The sequence below is a fragment of the Streptomyces sp. NPDC002054 genome, assembly GCF_040296685.1.
Classification (GTDB): Bacteria; Actinomycetota; Actinomycetes; order Streptomycetales; family Streptomycetaceae; genus Streptomyces.
In genome coordinates this window covers 144,890-168,467 of sequence record NZ_JBEOXT010000015.1, presented here as the reverse complement: position 1 = coordinate 168,467, position 23,578 = coordinate 144,890, and the positions used below count along the sequence as shown (strand labels likewise).

Sequence of the window (23,578 nt, the reverse complement as noted above, 5' to 3'; positions counted from 1 at the left end):
GTTACAGCGTCCCTTCGGTGGGCTCGGACGACAATTGCGGATTCATGGTGAACTCCTGGGCCAGCGGGGCCTTTACGACCTGGAGCGCGAACTGTGCGGAGGAGAGTTCACCCACGGACAGGGCGGCGGCCAGAGCCGGTGCGAGCCGGTGCTCGATGTCGAGGACATCGTGTCCGCCGGGCCGTAGGAACGGCCCGTATCCGCTGCCGTCGGCGGGGAAGTCGCCGAGCGCCTGCCCCACCGGGGCGACGATGGAGCGCAGCTCCGTGGTGTTGTTGAAGCTCAGCCCGAAGTGCAGGCCCTGCGCGGGCTCGACGAGCGTGAACCGGTCGATCACCTGCGGATACAACAGCAGACGGAGGTCGTCGCCGAGATTCCGCTGCTGGACGGGCGCGATCTCGCGGTCCTGGCCGAACGCGGTGAGAATGGCCTCGGGCCAGTTGGCCAGTAGCTCGGAGTGGATCAGCACCCCGGAGGCGAGCTGCGGAATGCCCCGTAGCTCCCGTGCCAGGTCGTTGAGGTCGGCGTCCAGCGCGTGTCCCTCCCCGACGCTCAGCGCCCCGTCGACGGCCGCCTGGATCCAGCCGGTGTCGACGTGGAAGAACCGCACCGACTCCTGCGGCAGCTGCTGCTCGTCCGGTACGAGATATCCGAACGGCACCATCTCCAGCCGGGTCAGCCGGGTCAGCCACGTCTGGACCGGCGTCAGCTCGGCCCGCACGGCCGCTGCCAGCACCGAACGGGTCGAGGCATCGGCGACGGCGGTGCGCAGCCGGTCGACGCTCATCGGGGCGACGGTCGCGGTCCGTGCCGTGGGCCGCCTGCCCTCGGCCTTCACCTCGGCGCCCGGCCGGGTGAGTGCGGTGGCCAGTGGGCCGTTGTCGCCCAGCAGCCGGTCGAAGGAACGCCGTACGAGGCGGGTGTCGATCCCGGCGGCAGCGTCCCGTTCACCGAGCGCGGCCAGTTCGGGGAAGGCCAGCAGTCTGCGGGCGGCCCGCCGCGCCGCCTTGCGGAACGCCACGAGTGCGCTGCGGAACTCGGCGTCGGCCAGGGCGAGCCCGCGACCCAGGCTGAACGCGACCGCGTACCCGGTGTCGTACGCGCCCAGCTCCTCCATGTACACCAGCCCCTCGCCCGCCGACTTCAGGCGGACGCCCGTGCCCTGCGGCAGCCGATGGGCGGGGGCGGCCGTCAGCGGGCCCCGGTAGAACCCGACGGTCGGCTCCCCGGACTCCAGGCTCTGCGGGAGCACGGTGCCGCCCTGGCGCAACAGGTCCAGGGCGAGCGGCACATCGGAGGTCGTCGGCAGCCCGGGGTGACGAAGCAGCGGGTCCGGATCGGCAGCCAGGGGCTGGGCGTACTCGGCGAAGCCCATTTTGCCGTCGTCGATCGAGGTGAACGCCCACGAGTGCAGCGACACCAGCCGCAGCCCTTCGGCGGGCGGCGGGACCTTGCCGTCGAGATAGTCCTCGAAGCCGTCGAGGGAGACCAGGTGGGCGACGTGCAGGCCGCCCGCGTCCGGGAATCGGCTGGACACCACCACGGCCTTGATGTCGTTCTCGTCCGGCGGCGGGTCCTCACCGACCCTGCGGGTGGCGTCCGGCGGGCCGCCCTCGCGGATGTGCGCGAGCATGCCCAGTTCGTACGTGGTGGGGCACAGGGCCGTGAAGAGCGCTGCCGGTACCAGGACGCTGGTGACGGTCAGCTCCTTCTCGTCGTCGTACAACGGTGGGTCGAAGGTCGGCGGGCGGCCCGCTCCGGCCCGGCCCGCCGCGAAGTCGGCGGCCGTCGAGACCGTCACCTGGCCCACGGCCTGCGGGTCCTCGGGGAGCTCGTCCGCCCGGAAGACCAGCAGCGCCAGCCAGGGGGCGCCGGCCTTGGCGCCGCGCAGCAGATGCATCCAGGGGAAGCCGGGCCGGGTGAGGGTGATGTGCGGGAGCAGCATGCCGTACTCGCCCTCCGCGCCGGGCGGCGGATAGCAGGCGGTGACGTCCTCCGGCAGCAACTGGAAGCGCGGCTGGCGCACCGCGAAGACCTGCTCCAGGTCCGGCAGCAGATCGTTGCCGACCTTGTCGGAGCCGCTGACGGTGTGGTCGACGGTGACGGTGTGTCGTCCGGAGTACAGCGGAGGCAGCCGGTGGTCGAAGAACCGGGTGCGGTGTCCGGGGCCTGCCATCAGTTGTCTCCCTCAGGGGCGTTCGGGGTGCTGGTGGCGCGGGTGGTGCCTGCGGGCACCAGCAGCGGTTCGGCGGTGAAGTAGCCGGTCACGCCGTGGGCATAGCCGGGAAGCTCGGCCTTGGCGCCCCCTGTGTCGAGGCCGAGCGCACCCATCAGTGAATGCACCTTGGTGCGGGCGGCGCACGCGGCGGCGGTGTCCACGGTGCCGGCGATCCGCCCGACGACCCCGCCGGGCCGGGTCGGGGCCGGTGTCAGCGGCACATCGGTGGCCTTGATCGGGACTTTGCCCTGCGGGTAGACGGGGTCGAACTTGAAGGTGTCCTCGCCGATGTACCCGGTCGAGTGGCCGTAGTCGACATCGGGCGAGGTCAGGGTGACTCCCGTCAGATGCCTCTCCTGCCCGCTCCCGTGCTCGGGATCGCCCGTGTCGTCCCACAGCTGCGGCGGCAGGGCGGTGTACTGCGGCGTCGCCTTCCAGCGGGCCAGGTCGACCGTCTCGCCCTCCAGGGTCACCCGGATGCGCTGGACGGTGGTGAGGCCGGTCACGCGCATCGGATGGATGCCGAAGCCCGGCCCCGCGAAGACCACGTCGTTCCCGGTCGCTTCGAGTTCGATCCGGCTCAGGGGCACCTGCGTATCGGTGCCGAAGGTGAACCCGGACGCCTTGACCAGCCAGTCGCCCTGGTGCGGGTTGTCCGGGGTGCCCTCGGAGATCAGGCCGTCACCGGGCCGCAGCCGCGCTCGGGCCCCCGGTTCGGGCAGCATCGCGCGGGTGCCGGGCCAGTCCAGGGTCTTGTCCCCCTGGCCACGCGCGGCATGGCCGAAGTTGATGGTGAAGGAGACGAACCACACCTTCACCCGGGCCTCGCCCCCGGTCGGCGGACCCCAGATCCGCAGCGACACGCCGACCTCGATGCGTACGGTGATCCGTACGAAGAGCACCTTGACCGAGCCTTCGACGCCGATCGACAGCGACAGGCCGACATCGATGTAGAACGGTTTCCATTCGATGAGTGCGTCGACCTTGGCGGTGCACCATGCCTTGATGATCCCCGACGCGTAGCGCACATCGAGGCTGCCACCCGCCATCGCTGCACGCGGGGTGAGCGCGAAGTAGGCGTTTCCGGAGACGGTGACCTTGCCGCCGAGCGACCAGTCGAAGCCGATCCTGGGCAGCCGGGGATAGTGCGCGGGGGCGTGGTAGCTCTCGTGGTAGCCGCCCGCGCTGAAGACGAAGTCCCCGCGGTTGGGGTGGTTTCCGTACCAGAGCGTCAGGCCGACGCCGCCGCGCAGCTTGCAGTCCTCGTCGATGAGATACGAACTGGGGTTGAGGGAGGTGCCGACGGTCAGTTCACCGGAGTTCGGCTTGATGACCAGCTGGAGCCCGGCCTCGATCCGGGCGTACTTCTTGTCGCCGGCCTTGGGGAACGATGTCCCGGCCGTGCCCAGCAGCCCGATCGTGAGGTCCGTCCCGGTCTGGAGCACCGCCATTGCGGTGCCGTCGATCAGCTCGCCGACGGTGAAGGCAAGGCCGGCGGTCATCCACAACCCACCCTGCCGGGGAGTGATCCACGGGCTGGGGCCACCGATCAAGGTGTTCAGAATGGCCACTGGATTGGTGTCGTCCCCGCCGATGGCCGAGGGGTCGTGGAGCGCCTGGAGGAACGGAAAGGTGGTCAGGTCGCCGAGTCCAGGTGTGCGCAGATGGCTGTTCCAGCCGAAGCCGGCCGCGACACCGGTGAGCCGGAACGCCGGGATCCCCAGCCCCGGTTCGGCACCGAGCGAGGCGAAGGCGAAGAACGAGGGCCGGGTGCCGGCGTCCTGCGGGAAGACCACCGCCCCCGTGCCCATGCCGTACAGGCCGCGACTGCCCGGGGCGCCGCCCCCGAACGCGAAGGTCAGCAAGCCGCCGACCACTGCGCGGTACGGGGACTGGGCGGGCTGTACCTGCAGCGCGCCCTTCACCGACAACGGGCTTTTGTCGTAGACGACCTCGATGCCGTGATAACCGTCCAGCGGCCCGCCGGGGATGAAACTCACGCCCGGACCACCGAACTTCGGCGCGTTGAGCACCACGAAGCCGTCCGCGGTGGGCACGGCGCGGGTACGCGGCGACAGTCCCGGATAGGGGTGCTGCGCGTACGGAACTCGGGTGGCGGCCGTCCTCGGGCGGCCCAGCCCGTCCGTGCCACCGGAGTGGTCGGGGACCACGGTGCGGGGCGCGCTGACCGGCACCACCGTCCCGTCCGGCAGGGCGAGCCACACCCCGGCGGGCAGCGCGACCGCCACCGGCACGCCCAGGTTGCTGACCTGGTGTGCGGTCAGGTCGGTCCGGGTGGCCAGGACATGACCGCCCGGGACGGGCACCACCAGCACCTGCGCGCCGTCCCGGTCCAGGATGCCGCCGTCTCCGGCGAGACCGTCCAGCGCCAGCGTGAATCCGGCGGCGTCCCCACGGAACGTCAGCCCCGTCACTGGCGGCGCGGGCAGCTCGGGCAGCTCGTACCCGTACAGCCGGGCGACCTCGCTTACGCATACCCCCGTCCCGGGGAGCGTGATGGCGAGGGCGGTCCCGGAGACCTCCCCGTCGGCGCACCCGAACTCCGCCCGCACGTAGGCTGGTTCGGAGCCGATGGCGATCGGGGCCCGCCCCCGAACTCGAAGCCCCGCCACGTCCCCGTCGTCGTGTGCCAGCTGGAGCGTGCCGCCCGGGAACAGGGGGACCGCACCATCGGCGGGCCCCAGATCGCGCAGCGTGAGGACGCGTAGTTCCGCGACCTCGCCTTCCAGTGCCTTGCGCAAGTCACTTTCGTGCATGGTGGCGAATCTCCTCGTACGTGGCCGACAGCCCGTTCACGGATTCCCTCAACGGCAGGCGCGTACGTACTGGTGGCCGCCTGGCGCGATCTTAGGGTTGGCACCCCGCCGAGAAAAGGTGCGAATCGGACGGATGGTCACCTGGGGTGGCCGGATTGCTACTTTTCGTGTTCGCGTCTCGCGTGGTCGCTACAAGGATGGCTACTGGTGACGGTCGGAGGCGGGCGTCGAGCCCAGGTGCGCGCGGAGCATGTCATGGACGAATGCGCGCGACCCGGTGAAATCGGCGTCGCTTTTCCGTACGCAGCACGTCGACCCCGGGCACACGACGTCGGGGACGGCGGCATTGCCGGTCGCCATCGTGGCGACGACCCCTGCGGTCGTGGGAGTTCCCACGACGACAGAGGCCCCAACGCCGATGGGGGCGACACGTGTGCGGCGCTCACACGTCCCCGGGTTGCCGCACAGGACCCGGTCTCAGTCGGCGGCGGAGGCCGGATCGTCGAGTTCGTGCAGCCCCGCCGGGTCCTCGTCGGTCAGCACCTCCCCGGTCGCGGTGACGAAGCGCTGGGCGTGGCCCCGGTGGACGCAGAGGAGTTGGTCGCGGGTGCCGGCCCGGTCCCGGTGCACGGCCAGCGCCGGACCGTACTTGCTGCTGTGCCCCGGCATCGCGGTGTCCGTACTCCACCCTGCGCCGTCGAAGGAGGACCACCACAGCTGCTGGCCGGCGGGGTCCCGGTGGACGCACATCAGCTTGCCGTCGAAGACGGCAAGGCCGATGTTGCTCCGGGTGCGATGGCCGGGCAGCGCACCCTCGGAGGTCCAGGTGGTGCCGCGCAGCCTGGTCCAGTGGATCGCCCCGTCCTTGGGGTTGCCGTACAGCAGGTGCAGGTTGCCGTCGTACACGGCGAGCGCCGGGGACCTCGTGGTGGCGCAGCCGGGGACAGGTTCGGGGGGCGTCCAGCTGCGGCCGTCCCGGCTGGTGGTGACCATGATCCGTTGGGCGGCGTCGGCGTAGGCGAGGTGGAGCTCGTCGCGGAAGACGGCCAGCGCCGGGCCGTAGACGCTCTCGGCGTCCGGGACCGGCCGGTCCGGCGTCCAGGTACCACCGTCGTACGAGGTCAGCGCCATGCCCCAGTCGCCCGAGCCGCCACGGTGCGCGCAGTACAGCCGGTCCTGGAACACGGCCAGGGCCGGGCTGCCCAGGGTGTGGTGACCGGGGAACGGCTGGTCCTCGGACCAGCTGCCGTCCGCGCGGTGCGCGGTCCACCACAGGTCGGGGTCATCGCCTCGGCCCTGGTAGACGCAGTACAGGTCATTGCGGAAGACGGCCAGGGCCGGTGTTTCGGAGGCGTAGCGTGCCGTGAACTGCACGTCCGCTCCCCAGCCTTCGCCCGGTTCGAACACGCTGAACCACAGGCCGGTCTCGCGCGGCGGCGCGTTCAGGGCCACGGGGGCGAGGAGGGTGGGCGCGGCCCACGGCGAGACCAGCTCGCACCCGGCGCCCCGGGCGGCCGACCCGATCTGTTCGGCGCGTCCGGCCAGCCCCGCGCCGACAGCTTCGGCGAGGGCCTCGGGCAGGTGGCCGGCGAGCACTTCCTCCACCAGGCGGGGGAAGCCACTGTCGAGCCTGGTGCTGCCGGGGGGTGCGAGGCGGTCGGCGGCGCGCTGGTCGAGGCGGAGGGCGAAGCCCCACTCCAGCAGGCGGACGGAGACGGCCGCCCCCGTCGCGGCGAGCTCCTCGCCCGCCCGTTCCGCGCGCTCCACGGCCTTGGATGACGGAGCGTCCGCACCGAACTCCGGTGCCTTGCCGCTCTGCCGCCCGGGGGCGGCGCCTTCGATCGCCATGCTGTCCTCCTGCCTGCTGGGCCACGGGCCGGACAGCCCGCATTCCGCGCGGCGCGCGGGCGAACCGTCCCGATCCGCGGATTGACATGGACGCTTGCGGCCCGTCCCACGATTCACCGGGCCGTCCGGTGGGGACAAGTAGCCGTTCGGCCGCCTGCCGTCGGCGAACTCGCCACTGGGTCGCGGGCCCGCGGGTGAGGGATGCGAAGAAGTCGGGGCCGGATCCGGCTGGGCGCGTCGTGGCTGGGATCCGTGCCGCCCTCAGGGAAGGTCGGATGGGACGGGGGGCACGAGCTGCCGCGCGTCGTGCGGCAGTGGGAGGATCCGGTCGCCCACTCGGATCGTCCCGCCGCGGACCACCTCGGCCCGCAGGCCGCCGCGGTGCAGCAGGCCGCGGATCAGGCCGGGGCGGACCAGCTGTTCGAGGCGGGCGCAGGGTTCGCTGAGTTTGAGGCCGCGCAGGATTACCGCCCCGATCTGGAACTCCTGGTCCACCAGCGGGTTGAGCCGGATCTCGCGGCAGACGAGGTTGCGCCGGCATTCGGCGGGGGTGAGCGTGATGCCGTGCTCGCGGGCCAGGGCCTCGAGCGCCTCGGCCTCGATGAGGGTGACGTCGCAGACCCCGGACGCCCGGCCGGTGCCCCGGCGCCGGGGCCTGGGGCCCTCGCCCGCCCAGTAGTTGCGGTCCCCCACCAGCCCGCGGCCGGTCGCTGCGCGGGCCTCTGCTACGCGGAAGGTGGGAGCCCCGGTGCGCGCGGCGAGGTGCAGGGAGGTGACCCGGCCGGGTCCGATGAGCGGCGGGGCCTGTGCCATGGGCGGTTCACCCCTTCAGGAAATGGTCCGTGAGGGACCGAAGGGTGCGGAACTGGTTCACGTCGATCTGGTCGAGCTGCAGTTCCCGGCCGATCAGGTCCTCCAGCAGCAGGATGAACTCCATGAAGCCGAGGGAGTCGATCAGCCGGTTCTCGATCAGGTCGAGGTCCTCCGGGATCTCTTCGACGGTGGGGTTGCGTTCGCGCAGCCAGTCCACGACCGGCTTGATCACGTCGTCCATGGTCACCTCTCCTGGATCCGGTGCAGCTGTCGGGAGTCCGTCGGGGGCCGGCGCGCGCTCTCATACTCCCGGCGGATGCGGGCGACGGTGACGGCGGCCGGGTCCAGGGCGGTGACGCGGGTGCAGGACCGGCCGCAGTACATGGCCATCTCCTCGATGCGGCCCGTGGTGGCCTCGCTCGGAGCCGCCGCACTGTAGCGCGGTACCGGGTGCTCCCGGCCGTCCACCCGGGTGGTGGCCATGAAGGTGGCCGGGGCGCGGTCCGAGGCGCTGGTGAGGGCATTGCGCAGGACACGGTGCGGGCGGTTCGGCCAGCCGATGTCGAAGAGGGAGGTGATGAGCGTGTCGTCGGCCACGGCCTCGACCACCCGGCGTTTGAACTCCGGGTGCGCGGTGGATTCTGCGGCCGGGATGAACAGGGTTCCGGCCATGGCCCCGTCCGCGCCGCGCGCCACAGCCTCCGCGAGGTCCCTCCCGGTGGCGATCCCGCCCGCGACGGCCAGGACCGCGTGCGGGTGGCGGGCCCGGACGGCGGCCAGCAGGAGGTCCACGGGCAGCCGGCCGAGCAGGTGGCCGCCGGATTCGGTGCCCTGGAGGACCAGGACCGCCGCGCCCTGCCCAAGGGCCGTGTCGGCGTCCGCGAGGCTGCCGACCTGGACCACCAGCGGGTGTCCGGCTGCCCGCACGGCCTGGGCCGCGTCGGCGTCGGGCAGCCCGAAAGAGGTGACGAAGCCGCCCCGGGGCAGTTCGGGCAGGACGGCCCGGAGCTGGTCCAGACAGCCGGCCGGCCCGGTGACCTCGGGGACCACGTTCACCCCGAACGGGCGGCCGGTGGAGGCCGCCACTTCCCGGACCAGCCGGGCGGCCCGCGCGGGCGCTTCCTTGTACAGCGCGAGGGTCCCGCCCGCTCCGGCCCGGGACACCTCGGCGCACAGGGCGGGGCCGGCTACGGCGCCCATCCCGGCTTGGAGCAGCGGCAGTTCGAGCCCGAGCCGGGCGGTCAGCCGGGTCACGAGGCTTCCCCCATCTGCCGTACGGCGCGGTGCGCGGCGGCCAGGTCTCCTTCGAAAAGGTCGCTCAGGACGTGCACCCAGCGTTCCAGGCCGAAGGCGACGCAACCGGTGAAGGCCGGGCGGCCCGCGTGGCTGATGGCGCGACGCTCGCCGAAGAAGTTGCGGTGGTTGTTGGTGGACGCGACGGCGGTGCCGTCGGTGTGCAGGTACTCGTCCTTGACCGGGGCGAGCAGCTGCATGACGGCGCGGGCGCCGTCCTTCTCGAAGAACGGGTCGGTGGCGGGCTGCCGGTCCAGGGTGAGGCCGAGGGCCGCGCCGAAGGCGAGGATCCGCTCCTGGTGCCGGTCGAGGTGGGTCCGTACGGCTTCGGCGGAGCCGACGCACACGATCTCCCGCATGGTGAACCCCCAGAGCCTGCGCAGCCCGTCCTGGTGGTCCTCGTTGCGGAAGCATTGCGCGACGGTGGTGATCAGGACGGGGGTGTCGGCGCTGGTGCCGGTGAGGTGCAGGAAGCAGCCGTAGCAGGCTGCGGAGGGCAGCATGTGGGTGGCGTCGGCCAGCTCGGCCGCAGGCAGCGCGGTGGTGGCCCCGGGCGGAGCCGCGGCGAGGGCGGCCAGCCGGTCGGGGCGGATCCGGGTGACCGGGCTGCCCAGGTGCGGGAAGTTGCGGAAGTAGTCGAGGGACCGCAGGTCTTCGGCCCGCAGCAGCGGCGGGTAGCTCTGCTGCCGGGCTCCGGCCTCGGTGCCCCAGCGGGTGAACACCGCGTCGAGTGCGTCCCGCAGCAGAACGGCGGGTTCGTCGAGGGTGGCGAGTCCGTCCCGGACCGACCAGGTGGTCCCGGTGGCCGTGGGGTCAGTGACGGGCATCGAACACCCCGATCCGTTGGAGGAAGTCGGTGCTCTTGTGCAGGACCTTGGCGTGGGCGGCCTGCCGGGCGGGGTGGGCGAGCAGCCGCCGGCGCAGCGCGAAGCCGTCCGGTAGGCCCGCGTCGCGGTAGACGGTCGGGTTGTAGAAGGACTCCATGCTGGTGGCGATGTAGCGGCCGAGATAGCTACGCAGTTCGAGCCGGGCCGCCTCGTCCAGGCCGCTGCCGAGGAGCCGCTCCCACAGCAGTTGCACCAGGCGGCAGCCGAAGGCGATGTGCCGGGACTCGTCCTGGTGGTGCAGCCGGTTGATGTGCCGGATGGTCGCGTGCAGTCGGCCGTCGGCGGCCAGCTGGACATTGTAGTGGTCGACGATCTGCTCGAAGATCAGGATCCGGGCGAAGACGAGGAAGTTCTCGATGTCCGGGTCGCGCGGGGTTTCGGGCAGTTTGACCGATTTGTCAGGGTAGATCTTGTGGGCGTACTTGAGGCAGAAGGTGGCGAAGAACCACATGTGGTCGTTCTCCTCCCCGATGAAGTGATGGAAGAACTCGGAGGGGAGCTCGAAGCCGGGTGTGTGGATGCGCCGGGTGACCTCGATGAGCAGTTCGCGGATACCGTGCACGTTGAGGCTGTAGAAGTTGATGCTCTCCCACCGGCTCAGGGCCTGGAACTGGCCGGGGCTCAGTTCGTCCATCAGCTCGGTTCCGTGGACGGAGAGCAGTTCGGGGGACATCCAGAGCCCGTCGGTGGGGATCGTGGGCGGCCAGTCGAAGGTGGTGAACGGGTTGTAGTAGTCCGCGGTGGCCTTGTCGGAAAGCCGGTCGAGCAGGACCCTGAACTCGGTGTCGTCCGCTGTCGCGGTGCCGGCCGGTCCGGTGGGCGGGGTGTATTGGGGGCGCATGGGCGTCACTCCTTCCATCGGACGGCCGACAGCAGGGCCCGGTGGAGCTCGGGGGTGGCTGCGGCCACGCAGGACCGCTGGTTGTTGATGCTCAGGTCGGTGAGGACGGTCTCGCCGAGCGGCTGTCCGTAGCCGTCGGTGATGACCGCGCCGGCCCGCTCGGCGAGGAAGACGGCCGCCGCGATGTCGTACGGGAACAGGTGCAGGACCCGGCCGTTGCCGACGCGTTCGAACTCGGGCAGCAGCGCCGGGTCGTCGCGCAGCAGCCGGTTGCCGATGTCCACGTACGCGTCGAGCTGGCCGGTGAGCAGCCGGGAGATGGACCAGGTGGCGCTGTTGAAGACGAACACCCCGCCGGTGTTGGCCGAGCGGTCGATGAGGTGGCCGTAGGCCTCGGTCATCAGGCGGGCCGGGTGGCCGTTGAACTCCAGTGACCAGAACATCCGCGCGGGGTCGGTGGTACGGGTCAGCGCCGGGACGGGGTGGTCGTAGCCGTACGCCGTGATGCCGGGCGTCGCCAGGTCCCCGTAGAGGTAGGCGCCCGTGCGCAGTTCCATCAGCAGCGCGTGCTCGACGTCGGCGATGCGCGGGCGCTGCGACATACGGGCGACGGCGACCGAGACGGTGGCCGACTCCAGGCCGGCGACGGCGGGCCGGGTGCCGTCGATGGGGTCGACGACCAGCAGGTGGGCCGGGTCCGTGCCGTGGTACTGCAGGCCGCGGTCCTCGGAGTAGACGGCGACGGGCAGGTCGTGACCGACGACGTACTTCCAGACGGCCGCCTCCGCGACCTCGTCGAGGCCGAACTGGGCGTCCCCGCCCGGCGAGTGGCCCCGGACCAGGCGGCTGCCGGCCCGGTGCCGGGCGGCCAGCACGGCCTCGCGGACAGCACTGGCGAGGCCGGTCACGTACTGCCGCACAGCCGCGGCCTCCGGCGGACTGCTGTGCGCGGTGCCCGTCATGCGGCGGCCTCGGCCGCGAAGAGGGCTTCGAGCCGGTCGCAGAGCAGATCGGCCTCGGCGCGGGTGAGGATCAGCGGCGGGCGGATCTTGATCACGTTCCCCCGTCCATAACGGGAGGTGCGCAGGATCAGACCATGGTCCATGCCGCGCCGGGCCAGGGTTTGGGCGCGTTCGCTGTGCGGGCGGCCCGCGTCGTCGCCGATCTCGATCCCGATCATCAGGCCGAGGCCTCGCACGTCCACGACGGCGGGGTGCAAGGCGGCCAGTGCGCGTAGCCGTTCCATGATGTGGGCGCCGACCTCCCGGACGTTCTCCAGAAAGCCGGGGCGGCCTATCACCTCGAGGGTGGTGGCCGCGGCGGCAGCGGCGAGGACGTTGCCGCCGTAGGTGAAGGAGTGGTGGTCGGCGCTGAGCCCGGACATCCGCTCGTCGGCGACGATGGCCGCGATCTGGGCGCCGGAGCCGCCGAGGCCCTTCGCGGTGGTCAGGATGTCGGGCCGGACCCCGTAGTGCTCTGCGGCGAACATCCGGCCGACCCGGCCGATGCCGGTCTGGATCTCGTCGAAGACGAGTGCGATGCCCCGTTCGTCGCACAAGGCGCGCAGCGCGGGCAGGTAGCCGTCGGGGGGCACGATGTTGCCGCCGCTGCCGGAGACCGGTTCGACGACCACGCAGGCGACGCTGCCGGAACTGGCATGGTCGAGGAAGTCGTTGATGCGCTCGACGCAGAGCATGCCGCAGCTGTCGGGGCCCGCCTGGCGGTAGAAGCAACGCAGGCAGTAGGGGTCGGGGACCTGGAGCACGCCGGGCATGAGGTGCGGGAACGGGGCCTTGCGGAAGGACTCGCCCGACATGGTCGTCGTCATCATGGTCTGGCCGTGGTGGCTGCGGAACAAGGTGATGACGTCGCGGCGGCCGGTGGCGAGTTGCGCCATCTTGACCGCGCCCTCGTTGGCGGTGGAGCCGCCCGACACCTTGAGGTGCACCTTGGTCAGGTTCGGCGGGGTGACCTCGACCAGCCGCCGGACCAGCTCGTTGACGGGGGCGGTCTGGAAGGTCGAGGTGGTGTGCACCAGTCGTTCGGCCTGGTCGCGGATGGCCTTGACCACTTCGGGGTGCCCGTAGCCGAGGCTCAGGTTGAAGGTGCCGGACGCGCAGTCCAGGTACTCGTTGCCGTCCGTGTCGTACAGGTGGATGCCTTCGCCGTGGTCCATCTCATACGCGCTGACCGGGTAGTACAGGTGCTTCTGCGCGTAGCTCAGGGCATCGCCTCGGACGTCGCTCCGGGCACCGATTCGCGCGTCACTCCGGGCATCGCTCTGCGTATCGCATTGGGCGCGCATGAGATCGGCCATGTGTCTCCTGTCGACTTCCGTCCCGCGGACACGACGGACGGCGGATATCGATATCTCCGGGCAGTGGACTAAATGGTTCCTTACGGGATTAGGTGGCCGGATTTCACACGTCCAGAACAAAGGTGTACGCGGCGTCCCACCCCTCGGACGTCTCCCGCACATCCATCAGACATTCTGGCCGGAAATACTTGTCGAGATGGTTTCGGCGTTCCCCGGGGAAATACAGCATCGTGGTCAGTACGGCTCCACCGGGCGGCTGCACCTTCACGTGCACATGCCGCGTCCGCCCCGGGTACAGGGCGGGCAGTACCGTCTCCAGCCGCCACCGCCCATCGGCGTCGGCGAACTGGTGGCCGCGCAGCCGAAAGCCGTCGTCGTCGTAGACCCCAGCGTCCCCGACCTGCCAGAAGTCGAGCAGGGTGCCGCCGATCGGCTTGCCCTCGGGGGTGCGCACGGCGCCGTGCAGCAGCATCGGAACGCCTCCTTCCACATCGCCCCGGAAGCTGGTCCTGCAGGGGGTGTCGGGCTTGTAGTACGGCCCTTCGCGCAGGGCGGGCGTGGGCGGCGTCCCGTTGCAGCGAACGGTCGGCGTGAGCGTCTTCAGGACATTTTCCGGACTTCCGTTCTCCACGGCGGAATTCTCCCTTGGTCAAGGATCTTCGCTTCCGTCCAGGCAGACTAACCGGCATTCCCGATGTTGAGAAGAAGGCCCCGTGTCACCTCTTCGCCATTTATTGGACGCATATTGCCAGGGCTTCCGTGATCCGCACGGACAGCAGTCGTCTCCTGGGAAAAGAGTGGCGCACGGGCCGGATGGGACAGGGCGACAATCGTTGGCGCGCGCTCGTCCGGCCGCACTCACTACCGGTCGGCGGCGGACCGGCACAGCACGGCGCGGGCGCGGGCGAAGTAGGCCGGGTCGGGTGGTGCGGTGAGGATGTCGGCGAGCGCGAAGAGGTCCAGTGTCCGGCTGAGCCGCAGCCAGTCCACTGGCAGCCGGCCGTTCCCGCCCCGGAAGCCCTCCACGAAGCCCGCGGTGAAGGCCGGCGGGTACTCGTGGGCGAAGCGCAGCATGTTCCCGACATCGAAGAGCGGGGAGCCGCTGAAGGCGAGCTCCCAGTCGAGCACGGCGGCCACCGCCCACTGCCCGCTGCGCCGTTGGACCAGGACGTTCTTCGGGTTGAAGTCGCAGTGCACCAGGCTGCGTTCACCCGCCACGGCGGCGAGTGCCCGGGGCCCCCGGCGGGCCAGGGCCCGCAGTACGGCCGCATCCGTCCCGCTCAGCGGCCCGTCCGCAGCCGAGGTCGCCAGACAACGGTCGACGAAACCGGGCAGGTCGCCCAGAGGGGCCGCGCCGTCCGGGGCCGGGACCAGCGAAGCGTCTCCGAAGACGCCCGGGCGGGGCAGCCTGACCCGGCCGATCCGTGCCAGCACGGCGCCGACGGCCCGGCCCAGGGCCCGCGCTTCGCCGCTCACCGGGCCGTCCGCGAGCACCTGGCTGAGCGGGGTCCCGTCCACGAACCGGTAGAGCAGGGTGGGGCGGCCGGTGGCCCGGCCGTGCGGATCGGCCGCGACCACCGCGGTCACCGGGACGGTACTGGCCGCCGCCCGGCCGAGGACGGCGACCTCCACCGCACAGGTGTTGCGCGGGACCCGACTGCCGCTGGGTCGGTAGCGGCGCAGCACGTAGCGCTCCGCGCCCGGTGCGTCGGCGGGCTGGGCCGTGAGCAGGGCCATGTCGTTGGTGAATCCGCCGGGCAGCGGGTCCACCTCGTGCAGCCGGGCGCCGGGCAGGGCGTGCCGGGTCAGCCAGGCGTGGGTGGCCGGGTCGAGGAGGCCCACCGGATCTGGGCGCGTCACATCGGCCAGCCTGCCCGGCCCGGGGCCGTCCTCATACCTCCGTTCCCCCCGATGGCCCAGGGTCGGACCACGGCCGCTGCCGCGCGGCAGAGGCCGCCCCGGCCGCCAGGACCAGTCCGCCCGCCGGTCCGGCGAGGCGGCCGAGCCGGGCCGGGACCACGAATTCCTCGGCCGCGTGCTCGGGCAGCCCGGGGTATCCCGCCAGTGCCGCGGCCAGCTCGGCGCGGAGCAGCGGGAACAGCCCGGGGAGTTCCGCGACGCCGCCTCCGATCACGATCCGCTGGGGCGCGGTCGTATAGACGATGTTCCGCAGCCCCGCGGCGAGGTAGGCCGCCTCCAGCTGCAGCGCCTCACGCAGGGTTTCGCCGGTCAGTTCTTCGGCCGGGGTCCCCCAGCGGGCGCCCATCGCCTCGCCGCCGGCCAGCCCCTCCCAGCAGTCGCCGTGGAAGGGGCAGGAGCCGGGGAAGTCGTCACCCGCGATCCGGGGCACCGCGAGGTGGCCCATCTCGGTGTGGACCAGGCCGCTGACCACCTTGCCGCCGATCACAGCGCCGCCGCCGATGCCGGTGCCGACGGTGAGGTAGGCGTAGGTGTCCAGGCCGCGCGCCGCGCCCCAGCGGCCCTCGCCGAGGGCCGCGCCGTTGACGTCGGTGTCGATGCCCACCGGCACGCCGAGCGCGGCGGCGACCGGACCGGCGACGTCCACCCCGGACCAGCCGGGTTTGGGGGTAGCGGCGAGGTGGCCGAACTTGGCGTGGCCGGGGCGCAGTTCGAGGGGCCCGAAGGAGGCGATGCCGATCGCGTCCAGCGGTCCGGTCGCGGCAGCCGTCTCCTGGAAGAAGGCGATGGCCCGGGCCAGGGTGGGGCCCGGTTCGCCGGTCGGGAACCGGATCTCGGCCTCGATCCGGTCGGGGGACGAGCCGACCAGGCAGACGAACTTGGTCCCACCGGACTCGATCGACCCGAGCCGCTGCGCGCTCACGCGTCCACCGGCCAGCCGTCGGCGCCGACCGGGCCGGAGTGCGAGCGGATGACGACCTTGAGCGCGTCGTAGCGCGGTGGCCGTCCGGTGCCGCCGTAGCCGTCGTCCTGGGCGAGACCGCCGAGCGCGGCGAAGGCCTCTGCGTGACGTTCGAGCGGGAACTCGTGCGTCACCAGCCGCTCCAGGACCGGTACGGCGCCGGCGCCGGGTCGTTGTGGGTCGCCCAGCTCGGCGGCCAGGTCCACGGCGACCGGGAAGATGTCCGCCCGGTAGTCCCCGGCGCCGATCAGCCGGATCCCCCGGTTGGTGAGCCGGAGCGGGCGCAGCGGCACGGTGTAGGTGTCGTCGAAGCCCATCACCACGACCCGGCCGCCGTCGTCGATCAGCCGTAGCGCCGAGTCGAGGCCGGTGCCGGTGGTGTCGAAGACGACGGAGGGACGCTCGCCGCCCGAGGCCTTCACCACGGCTTCGGCCGGGTCCGTCTCGGCCACGTCCACCACGTGTGTGAACCGTTCGCGGGCCTGCTCCAGCCGGTAGCCGTCCGGTTCGGCAACGGTGACCCGGCGTGCCTGGCGGGCGGCGACGAGTGCGGTCAGCATCCCGATCGGGCCCGCGCCGAGAACCACCACGGTGTCGTCGAAGGTGACGGAAGCGGCCTCGACGTTGTTCAGGACGCAGGCGAGCGGCTCGATCAGGACCGCGCTGCGGAAGGGCAGCCCGGCGGGGATCCGTTCGACGAAACGTTCCGGCAGGGTCACGGCCTCCGCATACGTGCCGTCCCGGTCGACGCCGACCTCGGTCCCGGCCTTGTGACGGCAGAAGTTGGTCGCGCCCCGACGGCACGGAACGCACCACCCGCAGTACAGCGTGGGGTTGACCACCACCCGGTCCCCCACCCCGACCGAACGCACCTGGGGCCCGGTCTCCCGCACCACACCCACCGACTCGTGCCCGAGCACCACGCCCGGCCGGGCCGGGAACCGCCCGAGCAGGATCTTGCGGTCTGTTCCGCAGACCCCCGTACCGACGATCTCCACCACGACGTCATCACCGTTCACGAGTTGCGCGGCGGGCCGGTCCTGCAGTTCGGCGGAGCCTGGACCCAGATACACGAGAGCGCGCACGAGACCTCCCCATCGGTGTTCGGGAGGGCGACGCTAGCGCAGCCGGACGCGGCCGGACACGACGCCTCTGAGCCACTCCGCGTCCGCGGCCGGCGGGCCCGAGCCCAGCGGCTTCCGAGCCGGCCGGAATGTCGGCTGGTCAGGGCCTCGTGCACGGCCCGTCCGGATCCAAGAATCCGGCCGTCTTGATTGTCTTTTCTGAGCTCCTCCCGGTTATAGGTTGATGCGTGCGGTGGGGCGTACCTTGGCGCCGCGGGGAAGCTCCACGGTGGGGCGCCGGTCGTAGGCGATGCGGGCATCGTCAAGGTACGCGTAGAGCTGAGTACATCCGTCTGTCGCAGAGGACGACGGCCCAGACCAAGGTGCCCCCGTAGCTTGCCAATGCGTCGTCTCCGGACACGCGCACAAGGACGGTGACGCCGTCTCCGTCAGCGAAGTACGACCGTCCCGTGAGCGCGACGGTCCCGGGACGGCCTGCTGGTGCGATGTGCCAGCAGGTAGTTCCTCGGTGAGGCGCGGATCAAGGGGAGCGGCGCTCATGGGTATTCCTCGAATCCCTCTAGCACGACAGAGGCCTCGGGAGGTCGCAGAGGAGGCCCGCTGCCTGCCCCTTGATCTCAAGTCAGAGCCACTCCGCCGTGTACTCCCGGAGCTGCATGGGACCGTACTTCGCGATGCGCTCGGCGCTGACGCTGCTCGGTATCAGCTGAGGGGGATGGTGGTGGTCGCGCGGGTTCCCGGGGTGGTTGGAGTGGGGATTTCCTGGAGGCCCTTGTCGGCGGAGGAGGCGGGGGTGTTCGCGCCGACGGGGGTGGTGGTCGTGGGGCGGTCGGCGATGCAGCGCTGTTTCTCGGTCTCGGTCATCGGGCCGGTGCGTTGCATGAGCCGGTCGGGTACGGCGCGGGAGGGGCCGTCGATGACCGCGTGGAGGCGGTAGTCCTCCTTGTTGCTGACGAACCAGCCCTCCACGCGTTCCCTGCTGGGCTGGAGTTCGACCCAGCTGACCTCGCCGGGCTGGATCTTCTCGTTGACCTGGCGTTGGTCGCTGCTGAACCACTGCCAGGGCCGCTGCCAGGTCTTCTCGTAGGCGAGGGCGAACTGGGTGGCCATCGGGCGGCCCTTGATCCGCTTGGTGTCCTCGGCGCGGTCGCCGGTGGTGGGCAGGCGGGCGACTTCTTCCAGGGCGAGGTTCGCGTTGCTGTAGGTCTGGGCGATGCTGTCGTGGCTGCGTTCGGAGTACTGCAGGACGCGGGTGTGTTCCAGCGGGTTGCGGGTGCAGTTGATGAACGTCTCGCCGATGACGCGGGCCTGGCCGAAGTAGCGGAAGGAGGTCCGGGTGTCGGGGCGGAAGGTGCAGGCGTTCTCGCCGTTGCACGCGGCTGCCGCGTTGTGCAGGGACTTCTCGCGTTCGTTGCCCTTGTACGCCTCGGATGTGCCGAGCGCGGTCCGGTCGACGGTCTGGTCGACCGCCGGGGGCACCTCCACGGCGCGGATGGCGGCGATCATCGGGGTGCAGGTGAGGTGCGTGCGGGTGCCCGTGACCTTCGAGGTGAAGGTGAGCGCGGGGTCGCTCTCGCCGGCGGTGAACGCGTAGGTGCGGCTTGTCCACTTGCCGGTGCCGGGAGTGCCCTTGACTCGGCCGGTGTCGGGGGCGGTGGTCACCGCCTGGACCGGTCCGCCGCTGCCCTCGACGGTGTACGGCTGCCCGCTGTCGACGTCGGCGGCCACGCACTCCTTGGAGACGGCGGGGCTGTCCTCGTAGGTGACGGTGACCCGGGCTCCGGCGCGTACTCCGCGCAGCCTTTGCCGCAGGGTGTTGCCGTCCTTCTGCAGGGCGACGGCGTGGGAGGTGCCGGTGCGGCCGGAGGCGGCGGGGGAGTAGCGCTGGTTCGCGCCGGTCCAGTTGTCGATGGTGACGGTGGTGGGGCCGTCGCCCTTCATCGCGGGCTCGGCGAAGTCACCGTTGAGGACGGCCACGGGTTGGTCGCCCGGCGCGGCGTGGACGGCGGTGGCGAGGGGTGGTAGCAGCACGGCGGTGGCCGTGAGCACGGTCAGGGTGGTGCCCAGGGGCGGGCGGAAGGGGTGCCTCATGGCGGGAGTCCTCTTCACGGGCTGGTGTTGCCGGGAGCCGTGTTGTTGGGGGGCCGGGTGCCGCTGCAGAGCCCGCCCGGGGCGGTGGAGGTCTGGGCGACGAAGTGGCTGTCGTTGGCCATGGAGGGGCTGTCCACGGCCACGTTGAGGATGCCGCTGCCCTTGTTCGTGACGAGCTGGCCGACGATGCGGCGCATGGCGACGGTCGCGCCGAACACCATCATGTCGTGGGCCTTTACGGTGCTCTTGTAGGTCGTGGTCTCGGTGGTGTCGACCGTCCACGTCTTGGCGTACGCGGCCTTGAACGCGGCTTGGAAGGCGAGCTTGGCGCTGGTCCCGCCGGCCACCTTCGCTCCGCCGCCGACGTTGACCTTGGTGGATGTCTCGGTGGTGGGGCCCTTCGACAGGTCGGGCGACTTGTGGCTGGTGCCGCTTTCGTTGGCGAGGTTGGTGGTGACCTCTCCGGAGGCTTGGATGGTGCCCTCGGCGGTGACGGAGCCGGAGATCTCGCCGTTGATGTTGTCGGTGGTGCCGGCGCGCAGGGTCACCGTCCGCTCGACGTTCATGTCGTTCTGGGTGCAGTTGATGACGGCGTTGCCCAGGGACCTGACCGTCGTGGCGAACTCGATCCCGAGTTTGCGGTCGATCCGGAAGGAGCAGCCGGACGGGTTCCGTTCGCACTCCTTCAGGACGTCGGCGACCTTCGCGGGGCGGCCGTCCGCGGTCACGGCACGGGGTACGGGTACGGGGCCGGGGGCGGCCCCGGGCTGGGGTGGCGCGGCCAGGGCGGGGAGGGGAGAGGCCAGGGACGCGGCGAGGGCCAGAGCCGGGGCGGCGAGCACGATGCGGCGCGCGGGCATGGGTGGATCCCTTCAAGGAGTGAGGGGGAGCGGTGTGAGCGGGTCCGTCAGCCGCCGAGCAGGGCGCACAACTGGGAGACGGGGAAGGGGCTCTGGGCGGCGTCCGTCGATCCGGCCGGCAGCGAGGCGAGGAAGCCGGAGCAGGTGGAGGTGACCGCGGCGGTCGCGTCGCCGGCGGGACCGTGCTCGATCCCCTTGATGGTGCTGGTCATGTCGGCGATGCCCTGCTTCTCGCCCATGCCCGGGCCGGTGAGCCCCTCCATGCAGCTGCTGGAGCCGGGCTTGCACTCCTCCAGCTGCTTGCCGACGTCCTCGATGGTCTTCTCCGCCTTCTTGGCGTCCTCCTCGGTCTCCTTCTGCTGTTCCTCGACCTCCTTCTCCTGCTCTTCGTTCTCCTTCTGGTCCTTGCATGCCTGGTCGTCGGGCGCGCAATCCTCGGTCGGGGCGGCCGGGACGCCCAGGACACCCGGGAACTCGTACCCGGCCTGCTGGGCGTGGGCGGGCGCGGCGAGGAAGGCCGGGGCGGCGAGGGACAGGGATGCGGCGAGCAGGGCAGCGGACAGGGCGCGGCGCGCGGACGTGCGTGGGTTCACCTGAACTCCCGGAAAGGTCGGTGGACGGCGTCATGGAGTCGACGCAGGGGCCGCAGAACGCGGCCTCCGTGATCACCAAAGATGATCTGACGCTAATCGGACCGGCCCTGGCCGCATGGCAGGACACACGGGGCGGCGCGGTCCCCCAGTCGCGTTCACCGCAACGGCCGTGCCGCCCAATTGCCCCGGATGCCACGCCAGAAGGGGAGTCGGCGCGACGCCCGGGATCCACCCGCGCACCCGTCGCCGACACCCTCCGGGATGACCGACCTTCCTCGTACGACCGCCGCGGGAGGCGCCGCGCTCCCCCGTCGGGTGCGGCCGATCGGCGGCCCGCCAGGCTCCTCTCCCGCCCTGCCGCGTTCGGCCGCTGGTACTCCGTATGGGTGGGGACTCGAACGGGTGCCCGGCATTGAGGTGGTTCCGCGCCCCCGGCTCGCGATGGTGATCATTTTCGGTAAATCTACTGACAGGCCCGACGGCGTCGACAGACCGCACCGCCGGGCTCCCGTACGCCTCGGCCTGCGAAGACTCCCCCCTGTGCGCCGAGGTTCTGTACGCCCTCACACCAAGGAGAGCAGCGCATGACCCCTCGACGTCTCTCAGGCCCCGACCGGGCACGCTCCCCGCACGGCGCAGCCGCGGCGGCCCCGTCCGCCCCGCGCCCCTCGACCCGCCGCCGCTGGATGCTCGCGGCCGTCACCACGGCCATGGCCACGGCTCTGGCCACCCCCATGGCCACGGCCAACGAGGGCAACCCGACCGTCCTGAGCTGGGGCGCCGGCCGCACCGGCCAGCTCGGCAATGGCACCCTCGCCGACAGCCTTTCCCCCTCCTCCGTCACCAGCCTCTTCCGCGGCGACGTCGACGAGATCTCGGCCGGCGGTACCTCCTCGGCCGATTCCTTCGTCCTCGCCCGTACCGACAGCACCGTCAAGTCCTGGGGCCACAACTCCTCCGGCCAGCTCGGCAACGGCGGCAACACCAACCAGACCGTGCCGACCACCGTCCCGCGCCTGACCAACATCAAGAGCATCGCCGCCGGCGGGAAGCACGGCCTCGCCCTCGACACCTCCGGCCAGGTCTACTCCTGGGGAGACAACGCCTACGGCCAGCTCGGCAACAACCGCACCGGAGACAGCCGCACCGTCCCCGACCGGGTCCAGGGCATGCCGAAGGTGAAGCAGATCTCCGCAGGCTGTGACTTCAGCCTGGCCCTGCTGGAGAACGGCAAGGTCTACGCGTGGGGCCGCGGCATCCACGGCCAGCTCGGCAACGGCAGTCGCGCCACCAGCTCCGTGCCACGCCAGGTGCAGGGGCTGGAGAACGTCGTCGCGGTCGACGCGGGCTGCCACCACGCCCTCGCGCTCACCGCCGAGAACACCGTCAAGTCCTGGGGGTACAACCTCTACGGCCAGCTCGGCAACTCCAGTACCAAGTCCTCTCCGGTTCCCGTCGACGTCGACTGGGTCGACGGCGTCTCCGACATCGAGGCCGGCGCCTTCCACAACTACGTCAAGACCAGCGACAGCCATGTCTGGGGCTGGGGCAACAACCAGTACGGACAGCTCCTCGAGGGCGACGAGTCGTTCGGCGACAACATCTCGCGCACCAACCGCACCGCGCCGGTCGAGATCCCGCGCCTGGAGGGCGTCCAGCACCTCGCCGCCGGAGCCCGTCACGGCGTCGCGGTGACCGCGGACGACGTCTTCACCTGGGGCCACAACGGCGAGGGCCAGCTCGGCAACGGCACCACCGTCCCCCGCTATGACTCCGTGAAGATCCTCAAGGAGGGCTCGGCGATCAAGGACGTGGCCGTGTCCCTGGGCGGCAACACCACGTACGCCTACTGAGGGGGTGCGTCACGCCATGACGTACCCCAGTCGACGCGCAGGTCTGGGCGTCCTTCTGGCCCTTTCCGCCCTCCTCGCCACAGCCGCCCTGGGCTTCGCCGGCACTGAGAAGCCAGAGCCGTGGGTACGGGCGTGGGGCAGCAACGCCCTCGGCCAGCTCGGCAACGGCACCACGCTCGACCAGCAGACGCCGTCGGCGGTCCGCGGCCTCGCCCGCGACGATGTGCGCGAACTGGCGGGCGGCGGTGGCTCCACCACGTCCTTCGCCGTGGCGCTGCTCAACAACGGCACCGTGCAGGCGTGGGGCAACGCCTCGCGCGGACAGCTGGGTGACGGGACCACCGCCTCCCGGTCCTACCCGGCCGCCGTCGCCGGGCTGTCCGGCGTCTCCGGGGTCGCCGCCGGGGTCGTATCCGCCTACGCGGTACGCAAAGGCCGCGTCCTCGCCTGGGGTGACAACACCTACGGCCAGCTCGGCAACGGCAGCACCGCGGCGAGCACCGCCCCGCCGACCAGCCGCCCCGTCCCCGTCCAGAGCCTGAACAAGGTCAAGGACATCGCGGCGGGCTGCAACCATGTGGCCGCCCTCCGCGAGGACGGCTCGGTCTGGACCTGGGGACGGAACAATGAGGGGCAGCTCGGTGATGGCTCCACAAGCGACCGCAACACTCCCCAGCGCGTCGTCGGCCTTCAGGACATCGTGGCCGTGGCGGCCGGCTGCACCCACATGCTCGCCTTGACGGCCGACGGCACGGTGAAGGCATGGGGCCGGGGCGCCAACGGCCAGCTCGGCAACGACTCCACGACAGCCAGCTCCGTACCCGTTAACGTCCAGCACCTCAATAGCGTCGTGGGCGTGGTCGCAGCCAGCCACCACAGCTTCGCGCTCCTCGACGACGGCACCGTCCGGGCGTGGGGCTGGAACAGCGCCGGCCAACTGGGTGACGGCACCACAACGAGCCGCACGACCCCGGTTCCGATCCCCGTCCTGACCGGCGTCAAGGCAATGGCCGGGGGCTGGACCCACACCCTCGCCGTCCTCGACGACCAGACCGTTGTCGCCTGGGGCGACAACGCCAACGGCCAGCTCGGCGACGCCAGTACCACCTCCTCACTCACCCCCGTCACGGCTCTGCCTGCGGGCAGTGGCACGACCCGACTGGCCGCGTCCCTCGGATGGAACTCGAGCTACGCCTACTGAACCCTGGCGCACGCACCGCG

The 23,578-nt window shown here is 71.4% G+C and carries 19 protein-coding genes; 2 read left to right on the top strand and 17 right to left on the bottom strand.

Features of this window, described 5'->3' with window-relative positions; translation table 11 throughout:
* Position 1: 1 nt before the first annotated feature.
* The 17 genes from ABT123_RS16675 to ABT123_RS16595 form a co-directional block, all read right to left on the bottom strand.
* Positions 2 to 2,176, bottom strand: a complete 2,175-nt coding sequence (locus ABT123_RS16675) for a hypothetical protein (RefSeq protein ID WP_351314318.1) — start codon at positions 2,174 to 2,176, stop codon at positions 2 to 4.
* Positions 2,176 to 4,995, bottom strand: a complete 2,820-nt coding sequence (locus ABT123_RS16670) for a DUF6603 domain-containing protein (RefSeq protein WP_351314315.1) — start codon at positions 4,993 to 4,995, stop codon at positions 2,176 to 2,178. Before ABT123_RS16670 ends, ABT123_RS16675 begins: the two co-directional genes overlap by 1 nt.
* A gap of 477 nt (positions 4,996 to 5,472) precedes the next feature.
* Positions 5,473 to 6,843, bottom strand: coding sequence for a sialidase family protein (locus ABT123_RS16665; RefSeq protein WP_351314312.1), 1,371 nt, complete (start codon positions 6,841 to 6,843; stop codon positions 5,473 to 5,475).
* 261 nt (positions 6,844 to 7,104) lie between these two features.
* Entirely contained in the window at positions 7,105 to 7,656 is a 552-nt protein-coding gene (locus tag ABT123_RS16660) for an MOSC domain-containing protein (protein WP_351314310.1), read from the bottom strand.
* A 7-nt stretch (positions 7,657 to 7,663) separates the two neighbouring features.
* Positions 7,664 to 7,897: an acyl carrier protein gene (locus ABT123_RS16655; RefSeq protein ID WP_327733592.1), complete on the bottom strand. Its 234-nt coding sequence runs from the start codon at positions 7,895 to 7,897 to the stop codon at positions 7,664 to 7,666.
* A 2-nt stretch (positions 7,898 to 7,899) separates the two neighbouring features.
* Positions 7,900 to 8,910: an NAD(P)H-dependent flavin oxidoreductase gene (locus ABT123_RS16650; RefSeq protein ID WP_351314307.1), complete on the bottom strand. Its 1,011-nt coding sequence runs from the start codon at positions 8,908 to 8,910 to the stop codon at positions 7,900 to 7,902.
* The gene (locus ABT123_RS16645) at positions 8,907 to 9,776 is read right to left on the bottom strand and encodes a class-II aminoacyl-tRNA synthetase family protein (RefSeq protein WP_351314304.1); all 870 of its coding nucleotides are present in this window, start codon (positions 9,774 to 9,776) and stop codon (positions 8,907 to 8,909) included. The genes ABT123_RS16650 and ABT123_RS16645 overlap by 4 nt, the downstream gene beginning before the upstream one ends.
* Positions 9,763 to 10,677: a diiron oxygenase gene (locus ABT123_RS16640; RefSeq protein ID WP_351314301.1), complete on the bottom strand. Its 915-nt coding sequence runs from the start codon at positions 10,675 to 10,677 to the stop codon at positions 9,763 to 9,765. Before ABT123_RS16640 ends, ABT123_RS16645 begins: the two co-directional genes overlap by 14 nt.
* A 5-nt stretch (positions 10,678 to 10,682) precedes the next feature.
* The gene (locus tag ABT123_RS16635; protein ID WP_351314298.1) at positions 10,683 to 11,639 is read right to left on the bottom strand and encodes an inositol monophosphatase family protein; all 957 of its coding nucleotides are present in this window, start codon (positions 11,637 to 11,639) and stop codon (positions 10,683 to 10,685) included.
* Positions 11,636 to 12,994, bottom strand: coding sequence for an aspartate aminotransferase family protein (locus ABT123_RS16630; RefSeq protein ID WP_351314295.1), 1,359 nt, complete (start codon positions 12,992 to 12,994; stop codon positions 11,636 to 11,638). Before ABT123_RS16630 ends, ABT123_RS16635 begins: the two co-directional genes overlap by 4 nt.
* Before the next feature lie 103 nt (positions 12,995 to 13,097).
* A complete protein-coding gene (locus ABT123_RS16625; RefSeq protein WP_351314292.1) occupies positions 13,098 to 13,625 on the bottom strand; it encodes a dioxygenase family protein in 528 nt (175 codons plus the stop codon).
* 230 nt (positions 13,626 to 13,855) lie between these two features.
* A complete protein-coding gene (locus ABT123_RS16620) occupies positions 13,856 to 14,854 on the bottom strand; it encodes a phosphotransferase family protein (RefSeq protein ID WP_351314289.1) in 999 nt (332 codons plus the stop codon).
* Positions 14,855 to 14,885: 31 nt separating this feature from the next.
* On the bottom strand, positions 14,886 to 15,836 hold the full coding sequence (locus tag ABT123_RS16615) for an ROK family protein (RefSeq protein ID WP_351314286.1): 951 nt from the start codon (positions 15,834 to 15,836) through the stop codon (positions 14,886 to 14,888).
* A complete protein-coding gene (locus tag ABT123_RS16610; protein WP_351314283.1) occupies positions 15,833 to 16,960 on the bottom strand; it encodes a zinc-dependent alcohol dehydrogenase in 1,128 nt (375 codons plus the stop codon). Before ABT123_RS16610 ends, ABT123_RS16615 begins: the two co-directional genes overlap by 4 nt.
* Positions 16,961 to 17,662: 702 nt before the next feature.
* On the bottom strand, positions 17,663 to 19,051 hold the full coding sequence (locus tag ABT123_RS16605; protein ID WP_351314280.1) for a hypothetical protein: 1,389 nt from the start codon (positions 19,049 to 19,051) through the stop codon (positions 17,663 to 17,665).
* A 14-nt stretch (positions 19,052 to 19,065) separates the two neighbouring features.
* The gene (locus ABT123_RS16600; protein WP_351314277.1) at positions 19,066 to 19,911 is read right to left on the bottom strand and encodes a hypothetical protein; all 846 of its coding nucleotides are present in this window, start codon (positions 19,909 to 19,911) and stop codon (positions 19,066 to 19,068) included.
* 47 nt (positions 19,912 to 19,958) lie between these two features.
* Positions 19,959 to 20,504 carry a hypothetical protein gene (locus tag ABT123_RS16595; protein WP_351314274.1) on the bottom strand — a complete coding sequence of 182 codons (546 nt, stop codon included), beginning with the start codon at positions 20,502 to 20,504 and terminating at the stop codon, positions 19,959 to 19,961.
* A 584-nt stretch (positions 20,505 to 21,088) separates the two neighbouring features.
* Here ABT123_RS16595 and ABT123_RS16590 point away from each other — a divergent pair.
* On the top strand, positions 21,089 to 22,357 hold the full coding sequence (locus ABT123_RS16590; protein WP_351314271.1) for an RCC1-like domain-containing protein: 1,269 nt from the start codon (positions 21,089 to 21,091) through the stop codon (positions 22,355 to 22,357).
* A gap of 16 nt (positions 22,358 to 22,373) precedes the next feature.
* Positions 22,374 to 23,558, top strand: coding sequence for an RCC1 domain-containing protein (locus ABT123_RS16585; protein WP_351314268.1), 1,185 nt, complete (start codon positions 22,374 to 22,376; stop codon positions 23,556 to 23,558).
* The last annotated feature ends 20 nt before the right edge of the window (positions 23,559 to 23,578 follow it).